The 17,637-nt window shown below is 47.7% G+C and carries 15 protein-coding genes; 6 read left to right on the top strand and 9 right to left on the bottom strand.

Annotated features, from left to right (window positions below; translation table 11 throughout):
* Positions 1-66 precede the first annotated feature (66 nt).
* The 4 genes from recD2 to recA all read right to left on the bottom strand — a co-directional run bounded on the left by recD2 (position 67) and on the right by recA (position 4,841).
* Positions 67-2,292, bottom strand: coding sequence for an SF1B family DNA helicase RecD2 (gene recD2 / locus I1H34_RS09365; RefSeq protein ID WP_212665372.1), 2,226 nt, complete (start codon positions 2,290-2,292; stop codon positions 67-69).
* A 28-nt stretch (positions 2,293-2,320) separates the two neighbouring features.
* Positions 2,321-3,097 (bottom strand): VOC family protein, encoded by a 777-nt coding sequence (locus I1H34_RS09360; RefSeq protein ID WP_212665371.1) that lies wholly within the window; start codon positions 3,095-3,097, stop codon positions 2,321-2,323.
* A 235-nt stretch (positions 3,098-3,332) separates the two neighbouring features.
* Positions 3,333-3,707: a VOC family protein gene (locus I1H34_RS09355; protein WP_212665370.1), complete on the bottom strand. Its 375-nt coding sequence runs from the start codon at positions 3,705-3,707 to the stop codon at positions 3,333-3,335.
* Between the two features lie 75 nt (positions 3,708-3,782).
* Positions 3,783-4,841 (bottom strand): recombinase RecA, encoded by a 1,059-nt coding sequence (gene recA, locus I1H34_RS09350; RefSeq protein WP_212665369.1) that lies wholly within the window; start codon positions 4,839-4,841, stop codon positions 3,783-3,785.
* A gap of 117 nt (positions 4,842-4,958) precedes the next feature.
* Between recA and I1H34_RS09345 the strand changes: the two genes are divergently transcribed.
* The 3 genes from I1H34_RS09345 (at position 4,959) to I1H34_RS09335 (ending at position 10,613) form a co-directional block, all read left to right on the top strand.
* Positions 4,959-5,162: a hypothetical protein gene (locus I1H34_RS09345; RefSeq protein ID WP_212665368.1), complete on the top strand. Its 204-nt coding sequence runs from the start codon at positions 4,959-4,961 to the stop codon at positions 5,160-5,162.
* A 101-nt stretch (positions 5,163-5,263) separates the two neighbouring features.
* Complete coding sequence (locus I1H34_RS09340; RefSeq protein WP_249369948.1) at positions 5,264-5,695, top strand: hypothetical protein; 432 nt, start codon at positions 5,264-5,266, stop codon at positions 5,693-5,695.
* 1 nt (position 5,696) lies between these two features.
* A complete protein-coding gene (locus I1H34_RS09335) occupies positions 5,697-10,613 on the top strand; it encodes a DUF5724 domain-containing protein (protein WP_212665366.1) in 4,917 nt (1,638 codons plus the stop codon).
* Between the two features lie 192 nt (positions 10,614-10,805).
* On the opposite strand, the gene I1H34_RS09330 is transcribed toward I1H34_RS09335, so the two are convergent.
* Entirely contained in the window at positions 10,806-11,846 is a 1,041-nt protein-coding gene (locus I1H34_RS09330) for a class I SAM-dependent methyltransferase (RefSeq protein ID WP_212665365.1), read from the bottom strand.
* 471 nt (positions 11,847-12,317) lie between these two features.
* Here I1H34_RS09330 and I1H34_RS09325 point away from each other — a divergent pair, with 471 nt between their 5' ends.
* On the top strand, positions 12,318-13,256 hold the full coding sequence (locus I1H34_RS09325; protein ID WP_212665364.1) for a malate dehydrogenase: 939 nt from the start codon (positions 12,318-12,320) through the stop codon (positions 13,254-13,256).
* Positions 13,257-13,440: 184 nt separating this feature from the next.
* On the opposite strand, the gene I1H34_RS09320 is transcribed toward I1H34_RS09325, so the two are convergent.
* On the bottom strand, positions 13,441-13,839 hold the full coding sequence (locus I1H34_RS09320; protein WP_212665363.1) for a nuclear transport factor 2 family protein: 399 nt from the start codon (positions 13,837-13,839) through the stop codon (positions 13,441-13,443).
* A gap of 407 nt (positions 13,840-14,246) precedes the next feature.
* Positions 14,247-14,723 carry a hypothetical protein gene (locus tag I1H34_RS09315; RefSeq protein ID WP_212665362.1) on the bottom strand — a complete coding sequence of 159 codons (477 nt, stop codon included), beginning with the start codon at positions 14,721-14,723 and terminating at the stop codon, positions 14,247-14,249.
* Between the two features lie 170 nt (positions 14,724-14,893).
* Between I1H34_RS09315 and I1H34_RS09310 the strand changes: the two genes are divergently transcribed.
* The gene (locus I1H34_RS09310) at positions 14,894-15,391 is read left to right on the top strand and encodes a DUF4112 domain-containing protein (RefSeq protein WP_212665361.1); all 498 of its coding nucleotides are present in this window, start codon (positions 14,894-14,896) and stop codon (positions 15,389-15,391) included.
* Between the two features lie 42 nt (positions 15,392-15,433).
* Here I1H34_RS09310 and I1H34_RS09305 read toward each other — a convergent pair whose 3' ends face one another.
* Together I1H34_RS09305 and I1H34_RS09300 are read right to left on the bottom strand one after the other, a co-directional pair.
* The gene (locus I1H34_RS09305) at positions 15,434-15,721 is read right to left on the bottom strand and encodes a cell division protein SepF (RefSeq protein WP_212665360.1); all 288 of its coding nucleotides are present in this window, start codon (positions 15,719-15,721) and stop codon (positions 15,434-15,436) included.
* A gap of 183 nt (positions 15,722-15,904) precedes the next feature.
* A complete protein-coding gene (locus tag I1H34_RS09300; protein ID WP_212665359.1) occupies positions 15,905-16,168 on the bottom strand; it encodes a hypothetical protein in 264 nt (87 codons plus the stop codon).
* A 267-nt stretch (positions 16,169-16,435) separates the two neighbouring features.
* Between I1H34_RS09300 and I1H34_RS09295 the strand changes: the two genes are divergently transcribed.
* Positions 16,436-17,629 (top strand): virulence factor, encoded by a 1,194-nt coding sequence (locus I1H34_RS09295; RefSeq protein ID WP_212665358.1) that lies wholly within the window; start codon positions 16,436-16,438, stop codon positions 17,627-17,629.
* Positions 17,630-17,637: the final 8 nt, after the last annotated feature.

The following is a 17,637-nucleotide window of genomic DNA, read 5'->3' as shown; positions in this document are numbered from 1 at the left end:
TTCCTCCTCTGATAAAAAATTTACTGGTAAAAGCTCGTGCTGTTCTCTCCAGTTACACCTGATGCACTACCTAAGGCTTAACCGTTGATCTAGCAAGGTATATCGCTGCTTATCCTTGACCTGTCGAATCGCCATACTGATCGCATTCTTGGGGCCAACTAGAATCGCCAGTTTCTTAGCCCTCGTCAAGCCCGTGTAGAGCAGATTGCGGCTTAACATAATGTAGTGCTGCATATACATTGGCAAAATCACCACGGGATATTCCGACCCCTGGCTTTTATGAATTGTGACGGCCCAAGCCAATCCGATTTCATTTAAGTCCGCCAGATCGTAGGCAACAGACCGCTCTCCATACCGAACCGTCACGGCTACCTCTTCCAGATTAATCGCCTCGATCACCCCCATATCGCCATTGAAGACCTCGCGGTTGTAATCATTGACCTGCTGAAGCACCCGATCACCCACCCTGAGAGTCAATCCCCCTCTCGATATTTCAGCTTTATTAGGACTGGGGGGATTGATCAAGCATTGGAGAACTTGGTTGAGTCTGCGAGTTCCCACCTCCCCTCTAGTCATGGGACAAAGGACTTGCACATCCTGCACCGCCACATACCCCAATTGCGGCATCAGGTCGTTGATCAGTTCTTGGATGGCCTGCTGACCATGTTCTGGTTCAGGTGTCCCAATCCACAAACAATCCGTCTTTGGGGTCAGACTCACGGACTCTAGATGGGGGAACTTGCCTTGGTTAATCTGATGAGCATTTTGAATGATGTGACTGGCTTGGGCTTGGCGAAAAACCTCCTTTAGTTCCAACACGGGAATCCGCTGAGACGTAATGAGATCCAGCAGAATATTTCCGGGTCCCACACTGGGTAGCTGATCCGTATCACCAACCAGCAACAGTTGAGCGTTGGTATCAATCGCTTTAATTAAGGAATTCGCGAGGAATAGATCCAGCATGGAAGCTTCATCAATCACCACTGCATCGGCAGGGATAGGGCAGTCTGAATCCCGCTGAAACTTCATTGTTTTAGGGTCAAATTCCAGAAGACGATGGATGGTTTTCGCTTCATGGCCCGTCACTTCACTCAGTCGCTGTGCGGCCCGGCCTGTAGGAGAAGCCAAGACAATTTCTTTTCCCATGGCCTTCCAGAGAGCCACAATGGTCCGAGTGGTGAAGGTTTTCCCTGTCCCTGGTCCTCCGGTGAGGATCACGACTCGCTGGCTAGTAGCTAATTCGACTGCCTGCTGCTGTTGTTTCGAGAGAGAAACAGTTGTTTGAGCCATAAAGCGATCGAGCCAACTGCGAACTCGCCCCTGATCTACTTCAAGGGGATGAGCCAGCATTTGGAGTAATCGTCGGGCAAGATGAAACTCCGCTCGAAAGAAGGAAGGTGCATAGCAAAGTAGCTCTACTGAATCATCCTGTTCGAACTGTTCAACAATCAGCTCAGCATCCGCGATCATGACCTGGATTAGGTATGCCACTTGATCAGGCTTGGGTTGATATTCGGGAAGGGTCAACCGCTTCACGGCTCGATCGATCAGGTCGGGTTGAGGTAAATAGCAATGCCCTTCATCGGCGGATTCGCTCAGGACATGTAACAGACCACTACGATAGCGATACTCTGAATGGGGAGAGATACCCAGGTTACGGGCAATTTGATCGGCAGTGACAAAGCCAATACCATAAACATCGGTTGCAAGTCGGTAGGGGTTCTGGGTAACGATGTCGATGGCTTCGTCCCCATACTGTTTAAAGATTTTGACGGCATAGGTGGTGGAGACGCCATGGCCCTGGAGAAAGACCATCACCTCTTTAATGGATTTCTGACTATCCCAAGCCGTCTGAATCAGTTTGACTCGCTTCTTGGCAATGCCGGGGACTTCAACTAGGCGCTCAATCTGATTCTCGATAATATCCAGGGTCTCTAGGCCAAAATGAGCCACGATGCGCTTGGCGGTCACTGGACCAACGCCTTTGATTAAGCCACTCCCCAGGTACTTTTCAATCCCCGTAAGGGTAGCTGGTTTGGTTTCTTGATATTGTTTGACCTGAAATTGGGAGCCATACTTAGGATGGTCCCGCCAAATCCCCTGAACTTTCAGGGTTTGGCCCGCTTGGATATTGGCAAAGCTGCCCACAATCGTAATCAATTCGCGGGTTCTAGGGGCTTTGAAGCGGGCCACGGTATATCCCGATTCGTCGGAATGATAGGTGAGCCGCTCTACGACCCCTTGCAGCTGTTCAGTCGGGAGATTGGTCGGATGGGTGGCCTCGTAGGACATGAATCAAACATGCTGACGTGCTAAAAGTTTAACGGGTCAGCTCAAATAAATAGGAATGGGCACCGGTCGGATCTTCTATGCAGGCAAAAAATCCCGTCTCCGGTATTGCTGTTTTGGGCATCACAATCTTTCCTCCCAAGGATTGGACCTTTTCTGACCACTGTTCCACTGAGGTGACGGAGAAGTAGTTCATCCAGAGGGGAGGCATCTTGGGCACATCCGGCGGTCGCTTCATAATGCCGCCCATATCCTCGCCATTCACCTTGACGGTGTAATAGTCGCCACCATTCATGGACATGGGCGCAGAAAACTGCCAACCAAAAAGCTCAGAGTAGAAGGGTAAAGCGGGAGTCGGATCATCCACTAGCAGCTCCATCCAGCAAATCTCTCCTGGCCCCTTACCCATCATATTCAGATCGTCACTGTCCTGTGCAGGGGTGAAAACGTGAAAGGCAGCGCCGACTGGATCGTTGATCACTGCTGTGTGGCCCACGGATGGAATTTCAAAGGTGGGGACACTGACTTTGCCCCCCAATTTTTCAGCCTGCTGACAGGCATCATCAACATTAGCAACGGTGATATAGGCAATCCAGTGACTGGGGAACGGAAAATCGTTTTCGATGGGGACAGGATTGGCAAATCCACCATTCCCCGCAGCATAAATCGTGGCATTGTCATGGCCTGGAATTTCCATTTCACTCAAATGCCAATCAAACAGCTGATGATAAAAATCATTCGCTTTTGATACGTCTTTCGTCATTAAACTCCACCAGCAAAAACTGCCGATTTGATCCTGTAAACCCATGGAAGTCTCCTTTTACTTTTTTAGTAAGGGGAAAATACTGTGGTTTGCTTGTGTGATTGCGAATGATAGGTGCCGTATATTCGGCGGGTATGATGCTGCCTTTCTGATCTCCACAGCCGTCGTTGATATTGACTTCAGCTCTCCAGTGTCGGGTAGAACTCGACATCCTTAGGAGATTCGGAATTGTCTTCTCAATTTCGTTTTCTCGTCTTTCGCTTAATGGATGGCCATAGGGCTAAGGCATATGAAAGACATTGAGTTTATTGCCATCTAGATCCCGGAAGTAGCCCGCATAAAATCCCTCTAGGTCTCCCCTCGGACCTGCTGGACCTTCGTCTTGGGCACCCAGTTCAATGGCTTTTTTGTAGATTTCATCCACTTTGTCATTACTTTCAGCCATTAGGGCGATCATGACGCCGTTCCCGACGGTGGCAGGCTCGCCATTGAAGGGTTTGGCAATACAAACACCAGCCTGCTCGGGTCCTGCACTCCAGGCAATAAAACTGTCGGATTCCATAAACCTTTTGCCGCCGAGCAATGCGAGTAGGGCATCATAAAACTCGGCTGCTTTAGCGATATCGTTTGTACCTAAAGTCACATATCCAATCATTGAATTTTCCTCAATGTAAGAATGAAAGTGGGTTTAATGGTCACCCAACAATAGTTGCTGCAGAGTAAGCAGAAATTATGCCTCTTCTTCTTCCTCTGTATCCACAGCTGTAATCGAGTTGGCGGATACTTCAGCCCCCAATTCCAACTTTTGGCGAACTTGGCGCTCGACATCTTCAGAAAATTCGGGGTTATCGGTAAAGTACTGAATCGTATTTTCTCGGCCCTGGCCAATGTTGTTGCCGTCATAGCTATACCAAGCTCCTTTGCGGACAATCACATCCGTTTCTTCTGCCATATCAACGAGGCAGCCAATAGTGGAAATACCCTGGCCGAACAGAATGTCAAACTCAGCAATCCGAAACGGAGGAGCAACTTTGTTCTTGGCGACTTTCACTTTGGCCCGAATGCCAAACATATCTGTGCCTTTCTTGAGGGTTTGAATGCGACGAATATCGAGACGAACGGAAGCGTAGAATTTGAGGGCGTTACCGCCTGTGGTGACTTCAGGATTACCGTAGGTAACGCCAATTTTTTGGCGCAGCTGATTCAAAAAGATAACGGTACTGCCGGACTTAGAAATATTGCTAGTGATTTTGCGCAGGGCTTGACTCATCAGTCGAGCTTGCAGACCCATGTGGGAGTCGCCCATATCGCCTTCAATTTCAGCGCGAGGCGTCAGGGCGGCGACGGAATCGATAACAACGAGATCCACGGCACTGGAGCGAACCAGCTGATCGACAATTTCTAGAGCCATCTCTCCAGAGTCAGGCTGGCTAACGAGTAATTCAGAAACATCTACCCCTAAGGCAGCGGCATAGACTGGATCAAGGGCATGTTCGGCATCGACGAAGGCGGCTACTCCACCGTTTTTTTGGATCTGTGCGATCGCATGTAACGCTACGGTAGTTTTTCCAGAACTCTCAGGGCCGTATATCTCGATCACCCGGCCTCTTGGCAGTCCACCACCCAAGGCTAGATCTAGGGTTAAAGCCCCTGAGGAGATGGTTTCAATCTGCATCCGAGTGGCATCCCCAAGACGCATAATCGCCCCTTTGCCAAAGGTGCGTTCCACATTTTTCATCACCAAGTCCAGGGCTTTTTGCTTTTCCGAAGCGTCAGTATGGGTGGCCATGATCGGGATCTCCAAAGGGATAATTTGAGGTTGTTCGACTAGTATAGTATACTTGTACTAATTCTGTGTCAACAGAACAAAAAAAGTTTCTCTTTTCCTCCTCGTAGGGAGGGTTGAATGGCAATAGACTCCATAACAGATTTATTTGGATTTCCGGGTGGATGGCTGGTGGGTATCTCCTATGCATTGGAATGGGGATATCAATGTTGGGTGATCACCCCTGAAGGACAGGTCCATACCGATGGTGAATTCTATGAGAGCAATCTGGGAGCATTATGGGCGGGGCGGTTCTTGGTTGAACATTCCTTGGAAGTAGATTGAGCACTTCCATTTCCTAGCAATATTCTGTGTTTTCCACTGATGACAATTTAATTTGCGTTAGCTATAGTACATTTGTTTCACTAATCCTCCTTCTGATCACAATGACCTTCTGTATCACCGTTGAGGGCAAAGTCATTGGGAAACGGCGCCCCATCTTCTCAGACTGGTCCGTTCCTATACCTCCGTCTCAACTAAACTCGCCCTTCACTTTACGTGATCTGATCACCTGCGTCGTCAGAGCTGAAGTACAGGCATTCCAACAGCGGCAAACGGAGCAGAAGCTGCAGCAGTTCCTGAGTAAGGATGCGATCCATCAGGGCCTGGTTGAGGGCAAAGTAACCCTGGGTGATCGCGACTTTGAGCAAGTCGTGGATCAAGAAGCGGCTATCGAGACCGCCATTATGGGCTTTATCGACGGGTTGTACTACGTGTTTCTCGATGATGTACAGCAGGAAGAGTTAGATGCCACTGTGCACCTCAAGCTCGATAGCCGCTTAACGTTTATTAGACTCGTTGCACTGGTGGGTAGATAACATGCTTAAACGTGAACTTGCTCAGGAGTCTCTCAAGAAATTCCGGGTTGAAACCTGGCTGGATCGTCGCAGAACAGAACTTGCCGCATTACCCGAGAACTTGAATCATATTGGGCTAAGAATGCTCCACCTGGAAATCTCCCCCAACGAATCGAGCAATCCCTATGATCGAGAACCGTATTGGCAACCGTTTCAGGACGCGGTTGAGCTGGCAGAAGTAGAGCGCAGCCAACTTTTTGAGGTGTTATTCCCTCAAATTAGTGACTATGTACTGCGGGCTTACGACCTGATTCTCTATCAGGTGGGTTACACTCGCAGAGGCTTTCGGTCGGACCATCCTGAGCACTATAAGATTGCCCATCGAAATTTTATTCAGTCGTTACTGGGAGTTATCCGAGGTTTTGAACAGTCCCTGGACTGGTATGCGGCTTGGGCACCTTATCTTGGCTATGGTAATGATCTCGGGTACCTGTTCGCAGCAGCCATTAACCAAGGCGATACCTTAGGCGATCAGGTTTTCGAGATTCTCTGTGACTCCGCTCGGGGTGACCATGAGATTGGTGCCATGGGCCGGCATGTAACTCGTGCCCTGTTAGTGGCCAATCGGCCCGACGGCTGGGAGCTGATTAAAAATCTACTAGTGGCTGCCCAACGCCAAGAAGGGCTACGACAAACCATTTTAGAAACCATTGATGAAGCCCATCCCCAAGCCTTTCAGCGTATCGTCCGCGTTATCTTAGACCATAATCTTGTGCGCTTTAGCGCCACGGTTCGGGCCGTGGATGTGTGGTTTGGCCTGGGTTGGGAGGTGGAGCACCAGCGTCGGGTTCAAGAGAGTTTAGAACTCCTTCTCCAACTGTTGGAGCATCCCAACCAACGAACTGAGTTGCTCCAAAGTGACGACCCCAACCAGGTTTACATCGCCCTCTGGTCTCTGGCTTTTGAGAATGTCGATCTAGCGATTCCCCCTGCGGTTGAACTCTTAGAAACGGGGACCGTCGAACAGCGATTTGTGGCGGCTTACCTGCTTCGTCAATTGGATATTGGTCAAGCCAGAGAGGCCATCACTCAAAGTCTTGCCGACCCGGATATCCGAGTTGCCGTTCAGGCCTATCTGGTGTTGGGAAGCAAGGCTGATTTTGAAGCTTTGGAAGCATTTATCAGTCGTTTTTCTGCCAAGGAAACGCCAATTGAACCCTTGGTATGGTCATGGATGAGTTACACCATTACCCTCCAAGAGATTACCGCTAACCTGCTTCACAGTTTAGGCAATCGCCCCGTTGAGCGGTTAATGCCTTATCGCACAATGATGGGGGAATGGGGCCGCATTCAAGTGGGGAAACTGCTGATTGCCAAACAGACCTGGGATGATCAGGCTCAGGATGTTATTTTCGATCTGATTCGCGATCGCAGTAGCTATGTCCGGGAGCAAATCATGAAGGCTCTTAACGCTCACCGCTATTGTCCGACTTCCACTGAGGCCCAAACCCTAGAATCTATGCTGCATCGCAAAGCAGCAGACCTGAGAAGAGGCGTGCTGTCCTTGTTGTTGAAACAAGAAGATGATGCTGCTATTGAGAGTGCCCAACGTCTTCTGAATACGTCTAAAGCCCCTCAGCGAAAAGCCGGGTTAGAACTGCTTGTTCAGCTCCAGCAAGCGGAGCGGGGCCAGGTCAAACCCGTCGCTGAAGCCTATGCCAGCCAGCGGTCTAAGCGGACGGCGAGTGAGCAAGAGTTGCTTGATCAGCTGATGGCGGATCAACAGGATATTCCTACCTTGGATGATGCCTTAGGTTTGGCGGCCTGGGAGTTGCGATCGCATCCCCAATACCCCGAGCAACCCGAACATCCCATTCCCTTAGTGTCAGAGGCAGCCCAGGAAATACTGACCGCTTTAAATGCGCTGATCCAGGCGCATTGCACTGACGGGGTTGTGCTTGATCACGGCTACCCCGAGGAAGAATTATTGGGGAATATTCACTGGTTTCCATCACCCGATTTAAAGCTATCTCAGGAGGAGAATCTGAAAAGATTTCCCCTGGCAGAGGTTTGGCAAACATGGCTAGAAAACCGCCCAGAATCCCTACGAGATCCAGACGGGTTGGAAATCATTCGGGCCATTGCGGCTTGCCATGGTGCGGGCAGCATGTCATTTCACTACAACTTTTGGATGGATCAAGGATGCAACGAACCACCCAAATGGCAACTTAAACTTTTTGAACGTTGGGTTACCCCGATTAATCTAACCTACCCGTGGATATCCGATCTTCTATCTTGGCTCATTTATCTGGAGCCACCTCAAAATTTAGTTGATGCCCTGTTAAATACCGCTCAATATACCCTCGCCATCATCCATCAACAGAGGGCAGGCAAGCAGAAGGAGTGGCGTAATTCACGATTGTTGGTATGGCTGAATTTAGCCAGAGCCCATTTCCATGATTATTCAACGCAATGGTCTGTGGCCCAGATTCGACACCTATGGCAGCTCCTGCGCTGGATTGATGAACCTAGGGATGATAGTGTCCCCCATTGGCAAGTCAAATCTGGAGAAACGCACTATAGTTATGACCGCTTCGAAACCACTAAAGAAGAGGGATTTATTCAGCGCCTTCGACCTGAGTTGCGAGAAATTTCCCTAGCCTATGGTGCTGAAGCTGCCACGGATGCAGATTTCTGGGATTACTTAATCGGGGCGCGCCCCATGTCTTTACAGTTTCACGAACTGCGAAAGTTGACCCAACGGAAGCCGCATCGATACATTCAGGCTAATCAAAAGATCGGTCAGATCGTGAATCAATGTTGCGATCGCATCCTTACCATCGAACTAACCCGAGGAGAACTGCCCACAGCAGCCACTGAAGTTGTCAAGAATCTAAGTTCAATCGAGGGCATTGCAACTCTAGTGAGCCTCCTCCAAAAGTTTGATCATGAAAAATTTGTCCGAGGCTGGGTGTCTGACAGCAAAAGTCGAGCTGCGGTATTTAGCCATCTTTGTCGGAATTCTTTTCCAGGAGAAGACGAAACCCCCCAGGATTTTGCCAAGGCCATTAAAGCCACCTCAATCCCCTCCCAGCAGCTTGTAGAGCTGGCCATGTATGCACCCCAATGGGTGAATTACATTGAACATGCCTTGCGATGGAAAGGATTTGCCGAAGCGGTTTGGTGGTTTCATGGCCATACCAAAGATGAGGCTTGGCAGGTTGACGCTGATATTCGTGACCTATGGGCAGCTCAGATAGCGGAACGGACGCCCCTCTCTAGCCAGGATTTGCTGGATGGTGCTGTAGATGTGGCTTGGTTTCAGCGCATTCGCAAAGGCATGAAGCCGGATCGCTGGACAGCCTTAAATGAAGCAGCCAAGTACACCTCCGGGGGCGGGGGCCATAAGCGAGCACAACTCTTTGCCGAGGCCATGACCGGAGCAACGGATCAGGATGGCCTGATTCAGCGAATTCAAACCAAGCGCCATCAAGATAGTGTTAGAGCCCTGGGCCTATTGCCTTTAGCCAGGGGGAAAAAGCGAGAAACAGACCTACTAGAACGCTATCAACTCATCCAAGAATTTCTGCGCCAGAGCCGTAAATTTGGCTCCCAGCGTCAAGCCAGTGAGAAGCTAGCAGCTCGAATTAGTATGGATAACTTGGCGCGCACGGCTGGGTATCCTGATCCGCAGCGACTGGAATGGGCCATGGAAGGGATGGCGATTCAGGATTTGGCCGCTGGTGCTGTTTCCGTAGATGTTGATTCGGTCGCCGTCAGCTTAAGCATCACCCCCAAGGGCAAACCCCAGATTTCTGTCCTAAAAAATGGCAAATCCCTAAAATCGGTCCCGGCTAAACTCCGCAAACATCCAGAAATTAAAGCCCTGCAGCTTCGCAAGAAAGAAATTACCCAGCAGGCTAGTCGCATCACTCAATCCCTAGAACAATCTATGTGCCGGGGCGATCAGTTTACTGGCACTGAGCTAAAGCAACTCCTAACCCATCCCCTGTTAAAACCCGTATTGCAATGCCTGGTTTTTATTGAGGTGGATACCGGGGTCGCGGGATTACCCCGAGTGGACGGATTACTCAACCATGACGGTCAAACCGTGGTCATCAAAGCGTCCATGAAGCTACGTATTGCCCACCCTGTTGATTTAGCCGAACGGGATGATTGGCATCTCTGGCAGCAATACTGTTTCCAGTCAGAGCTAGTCCAACCCTTTAAGCAGATTTTCCGAGAACTCTATGTTTTGACTACGGCGGAACAACAAGGCCGTGGTTCTGGCTCTTGTCGATATACGGGGCATCAAGTCAATCCCCGTCAATCCTTGGCCCTCCTGGGCAAGCGGGGCTGGGTCGCCCATCCTGAAGAAGGGATTCGGCGCACTTACCATGATGAGCAGATCGTGGTTTGGCTCGAATTTGAAGAGGGATGGTATACGCCGACGGAGGTGGAAGGGTTTACCCTGGATCAGATTTGCTTTTGCGATCGCACCACCTACAAGACCCTGGAATTATCCGCCGTTCCCTCCCGTCTCTTTAGCGAAGTGATGCGAGATATGGATCTAGTCGTCAGCGTGGCTCACCAAGGCGGCGTCGATCCAGAAGCCAGTGCCTCAACGGTCGAGATGAGAGCTTCCCTGCTGCAAGAAACTAGCCGCCTGCTCCAGCTCAATAATATTCAACTGAAAAATGCTCACGCCTTAATTGAAGGGAAGATTGGCAGCTATAGCATCCATCTGGGTAGCGCAATGGTTCATCGTCAGCCAGGAGGTGCAATTTGTGTGGTGCCCGTTCACAGTCAACATCGGGGGCGACTCTTTTTGCCCTTTGCCGATAATGATCCGAAAACGGCAGAAGTGATCTCCAAAGCAATTATGCTGGCTAAAGATCATGAGATTAAAGACCCTACGATCTTGGAGCAGATACTCTGATTGACTCCTCTTTTCAACCTGAAAGTGCGAAGATTCTTTCTTGAGTAAATCAGACATAACTGCTCCTCTTTCTAACGAGTAGACAACTTGCTACTGATTGCCCCGTTGAGGTCGGTGGCTCAAGATCTTTTCCCTGAGCTTGGTCACACCCACAAACGGTTATGGGCTATACCGTCGACCTTCACGATCCTCTCATTTATGTTTTTCAGTCTCTGGCTTCTTCATCACAACCCGATGGAGTTCCGCTTCATGTTGCTGAAAGAACAGCCAAGCAGTTGGGAAAAAGGTCATATACCGATTGAATATTTCTTGTCCCACTAACTCAATCGCTTGATCTTGTTTTTTAAGCAGTCGCTGATACCATGCTTGCAAGGTAGGTTGGTAATCATGGATTGAGTCATGGGTAATCTGGAATCCCACCTCCTGAGCCATTTGAATATGAGTTTCATGCATGGACAATAGGGAGCCTGGAAAGAAAAGTTGCATCAAAACCATCGAGGTTGGATAGGGTTCCCGTTCAAGGGAGAAGAACTGATGAACCGCTAAGCCACCCGGAACCAAAGCATCATAAATTTTTTGGTATAGATCTTTGAGTTCATGGGGCCGGACATGCTCTAAAGCCCCAATCGAAAAGATGCGCTCATAAGGGGCTTCTACAAAATCATTCGTAATGAAATTAGTGAGAGAAACATTCAGTCCTAACTGCTGCTGACCATAGGTTAGCTGCTCTTTCGATAAGGTGTAGCCCGCTAACTTACCCTGATGTCCTGAATCTTGGAGAAACTTCAGCATGGCCCCCCAACCACACCCTAGATCTAGAACACTCTCGGTCCCCTGCAGTTGCATCAAAGATAAAAGATATTGGGCTTTATTCGTTTGTGCCTCTTCTAAAGAATCTTGTTCCGATTGGAATTCCGCACAGGTGTAAAACCGATATCTTTCATCTAAAAACAGGGCATAAAAATCATTAGAAACATCGTAATGAGTTTCAATACCGCTGGCATGATCGTGATCCAGCATTCTATTTAGATAGGACATGCGTTGTGTCTTGAGCGGATACGTTCTGGCAAGCCACTCCATAAATGACGATCGGGGTTGGGTCCAGAAATCCCAACTCTCAGACTGAGTTAAGGGTTGAGGAGAATGAATTTTATATTCTGCGACTGCATACATCAACCCACAGGTGAAGAGATCAGAAATACACTTGGGATATTGCTTAAGAGTAATAGTCATTATTGCTTACCTAAATACTTCAGACGGTGAAAAACCAACTTAGAAGCCAAGCAATTTGCAATAGTCAGGAAAAAGTTTAGAAAAACGTGAATTTTATAGTTTTAGCGGTTCTGATTCCAAAGATTCAATTCAAGATCTGAACAGGTTGTTAAGACTGGATTGTCTCTAGGATCAAAGGTAAGCCAGGCTTCTCCAATACCGAAAACTGTCATGGTTTGATCATCTCTCAGAAATGCTTACGGCAGCAATTGCCATTCTTTCAGGCCATCCGAGAGCCTTTTCTATCTGACGGACTGACCCAGCGCATTTGTGAGACTGCATCGTCCGTGCAGCTATAGTCAAAGTTATGGAGATAATCATGTCAGTTTCGATCCCCTCTATAAATTCATCATCTTTTAATTGCAGAATTATGCAGTTAACGAATCGATTCAAAGCTGAAATAAAATTACGTCCCCACCGCAAAGTTGTTGTATGAAAATTTCTGTAATCGGTATCGGTAAAGTTGGTTCAACCATCAGTTTTGTCCTAGCAAAAGAGGGTCTAGCTTCTGAGTTAATTCTCTATAACCGCACCAGGGATATTGCCCATGCCGAAGCCATTGACATTCAGCAAGCAGTAGCGCTGACGCCCTACAGATTAGAGGTCCGAGATGGTGATCTGGAGGATACAGCTGAGTCCGACATTATTATCATTGCGGCAAGTGCGCCCATGCCCAAACAAATGCAGGCCCGCAGTACATTGCTGGTAAAAAACACTCAAATCATGCACACCCTGATCCCACCTCTTCTCCAGCACAGTCCGAATGCCATCTTTATCAATATCAGCAACCCCGTGGATGCGCTCACTTACGAGATTCTGCAAATTATCCAGCAGCGAACCGATCACAACCCTTGGCAACGCGTGATTGGCACCGGCACCTTGATAGACTCTGCCCGGTTTCGTGACCTGTTATCTGCCCAATTGGGAATCCATTCCTCAGATATCAACGCCTATATTTTGGGGGAGCATGGAGACAGCCAGTTTGCTGCCCTCAGTTCTGCCATGATTGGCGGTGAATGTATTGATGCCAATCCATCACGCCAACAGATGGTAGTCGATGCCAAGCGATCTGCTTGGACCATTTTCCAAGCCAAAGGCTATACCAATTACACCGTATCTTTGGCAGTCGAAATGATTGTGACCAGCATTGTCGAAGACTTGCGACACACCCTACCCGTTAGTGTCTTGATTGATGGGTATTGTGATGTTGCAGATTGCTGTCTTAGCGTTCCATGTATCGTGGGTCGAGAAGGGGTGCATCGTCGGATTAAAACCCAACTGAATGACGAAGAAGTCCTGGCCTTTCAGAAATGTGCCCATCAGGTTAAACAGCAAATCCAAGCGTGTCACCGACCTTCAGCAGAGGATTGAACGACCTCCGGAGACGATGACGTACTGATGGGAGATGGTAAGAATATATCGGGAACTGGAAGCAGGCGGAGCTGATTAGAACGCTGACCGCTATCTAATTAGGTGACGGCTCAGACTAAAGAATTCTCCTGACTCTAAGCTACGTTAATATCACACAGCACCTGAGATCTAAAACAGTCACAAATTACTCAAATAGCAAACTATTATCCGTATGAAGTCGGACAGAAGTAACATCCCCTGAACTATTCCGATCCATTAATGCAATCGCCCGGAGGGAAAATGCCTTGCCATCCAGTCGTTGATAGTGGTTCATGGCTTCAAGCATGAAGGATGAATCAGTCCCATATATATTCAGAAGATCATGTTCTAAGTCACTAAAGAACTGCCAATATCTGGATAAACCGTTTAGAACAGCCTTTTTACCTTCAATAGGTGCTGCGTTATTCATGATCAAAACGCAATCTTCAGAGAGGAAGGTCTTATATCGATCGACATCCCGTGCATCAAGGGCATCGAGGTAGGAAAGATACCACTCATAACATTTGGTCGAAAGCTGGTTAATTTTTAGATTGTCAGTCTTCATGAACGATCTCCAGACGACTTTTGGCCTCACCAGCATTTTTATCGATACTGATTCAGGCTGCAGTGATCTGCATCTGTGTCCAAGATTTTATGAAGTTGAAAAATTTCTGGTTATAAACCGCGTCCAGCTCGAAAGTAGGAGTTTCTTTAGATGTCTATAAACCTTTAAGGGTTATGGTTTAGGCTACTTAAATGAACGTGGTTTATTTTCTTATTCTCAGTATTTTATTCCTATTTTTAGCCACTTTAAGCGTTCTAAAGAGAACGAATTCTTAAGCACACCCATTCCCTTCTTTTTCTGCTTCTGCCCCATAGTCAGGTTCTTTCTCCATAGGGCCACTGCGAATCACCTTTCCAGCACAACAGCAACAATGTCGGAGAAATACTCGGTGGCAGTTTGTCTAGTTTTTACTTGGATTGCAACGCATGATCCAAAGTAGCTCTTGCCGATTCAGCTTGCATTCGGGTTTCGCGATATTGAATATTGGCTTGAGCGAATTTTTTCAGCACCTTAAACCCTTCCTTCAGCTGCAACACGTCTTCCTCTGAAATGGGGGCATCCGAAAAGAGTAAGTCGACGATTGCCCGAGTTTCTAATGCCTTTTGCCGCAGCTCCTGCATCTTGAGTTTTGAAGTGGCTAGAAGATTCAAGATTTGCACGGCTTGCGCAACTTCATCTTCTTGGGGAGAAAGCTCTGTCGGAATAGTCTCCTGTACCTCAATAAAATCACTAGGACTAAACCCTTGCTCTAGAGTTGTTTTAAGTTTTCCACTATCCATCAATTCCATCAGTTGAGTCATGGCTTTCTCCCGGGCCTTTTTTGAATCCTTCCCGGAAATTTTGATAACTGCTTCAGGGTCTTCTTTGAGGGTATATTGCACCATGCCAATTCTATCTCCATAAACAATACATGCGTACTATTTTACTAGAAAAAAGTATTAATTACGCAAAAGAGTGCGGCCTTATGGCAGGAGGATGATAACAAGCCATCCAACATTGATGAGTCAGTACTTTGAGAAAAAGCTGAGAACACCAAGTTCACACAAATAATTGTATGTCCGAATCCAACCCCCTAAACTCCAAATCACAACCCGTATCAGACAAGGTCCAGAAACTTCATCGTCTGGCCTTTTTACTAGACAACTCCATCTCTATCCCTGGTACCAAACTCCGGTTTGGTCTTGACCCTATCCTAGGTCTGCTAGGGATTGCAGGGGGAAGTGGTGATGTTGTGGGGGGTGCGGTCGGAGCCTATATTATCTATCAAGCGGCCCAGATGGGAATGCCAAAGGATGTGGTTTGGCAAATGGTGATTAATATACTGCTCGATTCTTTAGTTGGCATTGTGCCAGGAATCGGTGACCTCCTCGACTTTACCTGGAAAGCCAATACTCGAAATATGGCTTTAGTCGATCAACACCTAGTGGTGTCATCAACACCCAAGAAAGGCAATCCTCTGTTTGTATTAGGCATTACCCTGTTGACTGTTCTTATTGTGCTTGGATGCGCTTTTTTGACGTTGCTGTTGATTAAAACAATTTTTCAGCTTTAGAACTACTTTATAAATGGCCTCTGAGAATGTAGATCTAAAAGTTTAAGCTGCTAGATGTTTTCTAAAAGCTGACACTTCAATATCAGAAAGGCTATACAAAAAGACACCATTACCAACATTTACGACTTGTCCAGATAGAATATCGACGCTTCCAGACAGAACATCAATAATACGTTGGGCTAGGCAGGGAGATACTTCAGACACATTTATCAGAATTAACTGACCGTGTTTCAGTTGTTCAATAACCTGTTGAACCTCTTCAAAAACTTTAGGTTTAACCAATCTAATCTGTTGCGTAGAAGAACCGAAGAGAGGAATAACGTTACTCATGATCAGAGTTGTTACCTGAATAATATAAGTATTAATGTTCCCGTTCTATGACTCACTCGCCTATGAGCTGTAATTCTTGCATCATAAATTCATTCTACGGCTCTCGCTAAGTATTCCATCACTTCACCCAATGAGTTATTTAACTTGATGCCGACATTCTTAAACTCCCACCACAAGGGCAAGCTATGAGGTTTGTTGGGTCGCCGATCTCACCGAAATTTCTTCAGTTTTAGGGACTTTCTTTTTACGAGTCTTGGACTTCAGGTATTTTGGTATCTTGAGAGAACGCTGAATCGTCAAAGGTTTAGGCTGGTTTACTGTGAAACGATGATAGCGAGTGGGTAAATCATAGGGAAACTGTTCGCGGCAGTGATCACAATACCAATGCAACTGGTTTTTATGGATGTGCAGCAAAAGATCGCCTGAGCAAATAATGCAGTCAGACATAGTGAGAACCTGAGTGGAAAAAGCTTGTAGGACTCCACCCTAACAAAAGCTTACAGAATCTGCATTAGAGCTTTTTTCATCTCATCAAATATATATTCTGATGGGTTGCCATTGAGGGAACTTAGGTTGTTTGGACGGCTCAGATCACGAATGCATCTGATATCTGTCCTCAGTAACAGCAAGTTAGGATAAGGCTGAATGCTCCCTCTACTGAAATCGAAGCAGTACCCTGCGGTTGCTTGCAGTGGATAAGTTAAGGATGAGAATATGCAACTGCTCTCTATAGAAACCACTCCCAGCCCAAATTGCATCAAGCTCAACTTGAATGAATGTGTCAGTGATAAAGCATTAACTCTCCAGAAAGGTGCAGACCCAATAGCGGCTCCATTCGTTGCTCAACAATTATTAGCCATAGAGTTCGTCCAATCTGTCTTTCTTATCCAGGATTTCATCACCTTAACTCGCAAGGGAAATGCAGATTGGCAGACTATTTTGGCGAAGGCGGCTCAAATCATTGGTGTTTCAGAGGAAGCTGATTCAAAGTTATTAGCTCAGGTTTCACAATCCCAGGAATCCACGATTGGCAACAGCCCTTCTCCTCCCCTCTCAGACTTAGGTCATGTCGAGGTTGCTGTTCAGATGTTTCGTGGTATTCCAGTGCAAGTGCGAGCGACTGCTGCAGACGGTCAACAATCACGGGTGGCTCTGCCAGAACGATTTAACCAAGCTCTGCAACGAGTGATAGGGAAGACTCAAGCCGATTATATTGCTGAGCGTCACTGGGAACCATATCAAGCCCCAGCTGGCCTTGCCAACGAGGTAGCAGTGCAGGTTGCAGAAGAGATTACCCACCTGATTGACCCAGAGGATCTAGCTCAGATTGAAGCTGTCGCTATTACGAATACATCTCCAACCGCATCAGTCAACCTAGCGGAAGCACAGAAAACCCTCTTAGCCGAACTAAGTCACTCGAACTGGAAACATCGGCTCAAAGCCCTCCAACAAATCGAGGTAACTCCAGAGACGTTTACGGCTGTAATAGCTGTCCTTGATGACGAACAGAGTACAGTCCGTCGCTGGGCAGCGGCGCTCTTAGGTGCCAGTGGTATGGCGGCTGCTGTGGAGCCATTGAGTCAGGTTGTCCTTACTGACCCCAATGCTATGGTGCGTCGAATAGCGGGGGATGCCTTAAGTGACTTGGGGGATAGTACTGCCATGTCAACCATGTGTCAGGCCCTAGCAGATTCCTCAAAGTTGGTTCGTTGGAGAGCAGCTCGATTTTTGAATGAACAAGGTGATCGAACTGCGGTTGATGCTTTACACCAAGCAGTTGAGAACGAAGTGGAATTTGATGTGCGTGTGGAGATGATGGCCGCATTGGATCGGATTGAAGGGGGAGGTGAGACTCAATTGCCAATGTGGATGCGAATCACGCAAGGAGAGGCGACAAAATCTACATAACGAAATAT

Origin of the sequence: Acaryochloris marina S15 (genome assembly GCF_018336915.1) — a bacterium.
Lineage (GTDB): Bacteria > Cyanobacteriota > Cyanobacteriia > Thermosynechococcales > Thermosynechococcaceae > Acaryochloris > Acaryochloris marina_A.
The sequence above is the reverse complement of the archived record's forward strand: the minus strand, read 5'-3'. Positions and strand labels throughout refer to the sequence as shown.

Coding starts and splice junctions, on each gene's coding strand:
- recD2 (WP_212665372.1), bottom strand. CDS start 2,292: ATGTCCTACGAGGCCACCCATCCGACCAATCTCCCGACTGAACAGCTG.
- I1H34_RS09360 (WP_212665371.1), bottom strand. CDS start 3,097: ATGGGTTTACAGGATCAAATCGGCAGTTTTTGCTGGTGGAGTTTAATG.
- I1H34_RS09355 (WP_212665370.1), bottom strand. CDS start 3,707: ATGATTGGATATGTGACTTTAGGTACAAACGATATCGCTAAAGCAGCC.
- recA (WP_212665369.1), bottom strand. CDS start 4,841: ATGGCCACCCATACTGACGCTTCGGAAAAGCAAAAAGCCCTGGACTTG.
- I1H34_RS09345 (WP_212665368.1), top strand. CDS start 4,959: ATGGCAATAGACTCCATAACAGATTTATTTGGATTTCCGGGTGGATGG.
- I1H34_RS09340 (WP_249369948.1), top strand. CDS start 5,264: ATGACCTTCTGTATCACCGTTGAGGGCAAAGTCATTGGGAAACGGCGC.
- I1H34_RS09335 (WP_212665366.1), top strand. CDS start 5,697: ATGCTTAAACGTGAACTTGCTCAGGAGTCTCTCAAGAAATTCCGGGTT.
- I1H34_RS09330 (WP_212665365.1), bottom strand. CDS start 11,846: ATGACTATTACTCTTAAGCAATATCCCAAGTGTATTTCTGATCTCTTC.
- I1H34_RS09325 (WP_212665364.1), top strand. CDS start 12,318: ATGAAAATTTCTGTAATCGGTATCGGTAAAGTTGGTTCAACCATCAGT.
- I1H34_RS09320 (WP_212665363.1), bottom strand. CDS start 13,839: ATGAAGACTGACAATCTAAAAATTAACCAGCTTTCGACCAAATGTTAT.
- I1H34_RS09315 (WP_212665362.1), bottom strand. CDS start 14,723: ATGGTGCAATATACCCTCAAAGAAGACCCTGAAGCAGTTATCAAAATT.
- I1H34_RS09310 (WP_212665361.1), top strand. CDS start 14,894: ATGTCCGAATCCAACCCCCTAAACTCCAAATCACAACCCGTATCAGAC.
- I1H34_RS09305 (WP_212665360.1), bottom strand. CDS start 15,721: ATGAGTAACGTTATTCCTCTCTTCGGTTCTTCTACGCAACAGATTAGA.
- I1H34_RS09300 (WP_212665359.1), bottom strand. CDS start 16,168: ATGTCTGACTGCATTATTTGCTCAGGCGATCTTTTGCTGCACATCCAT.
- I1H34_RS09295 (WP_212665358.1), top strand. CDS start 16,436: ATGCAACTGCTCTCTATAGAAACCACTCCCAGCCCAAATTGCATCAAG.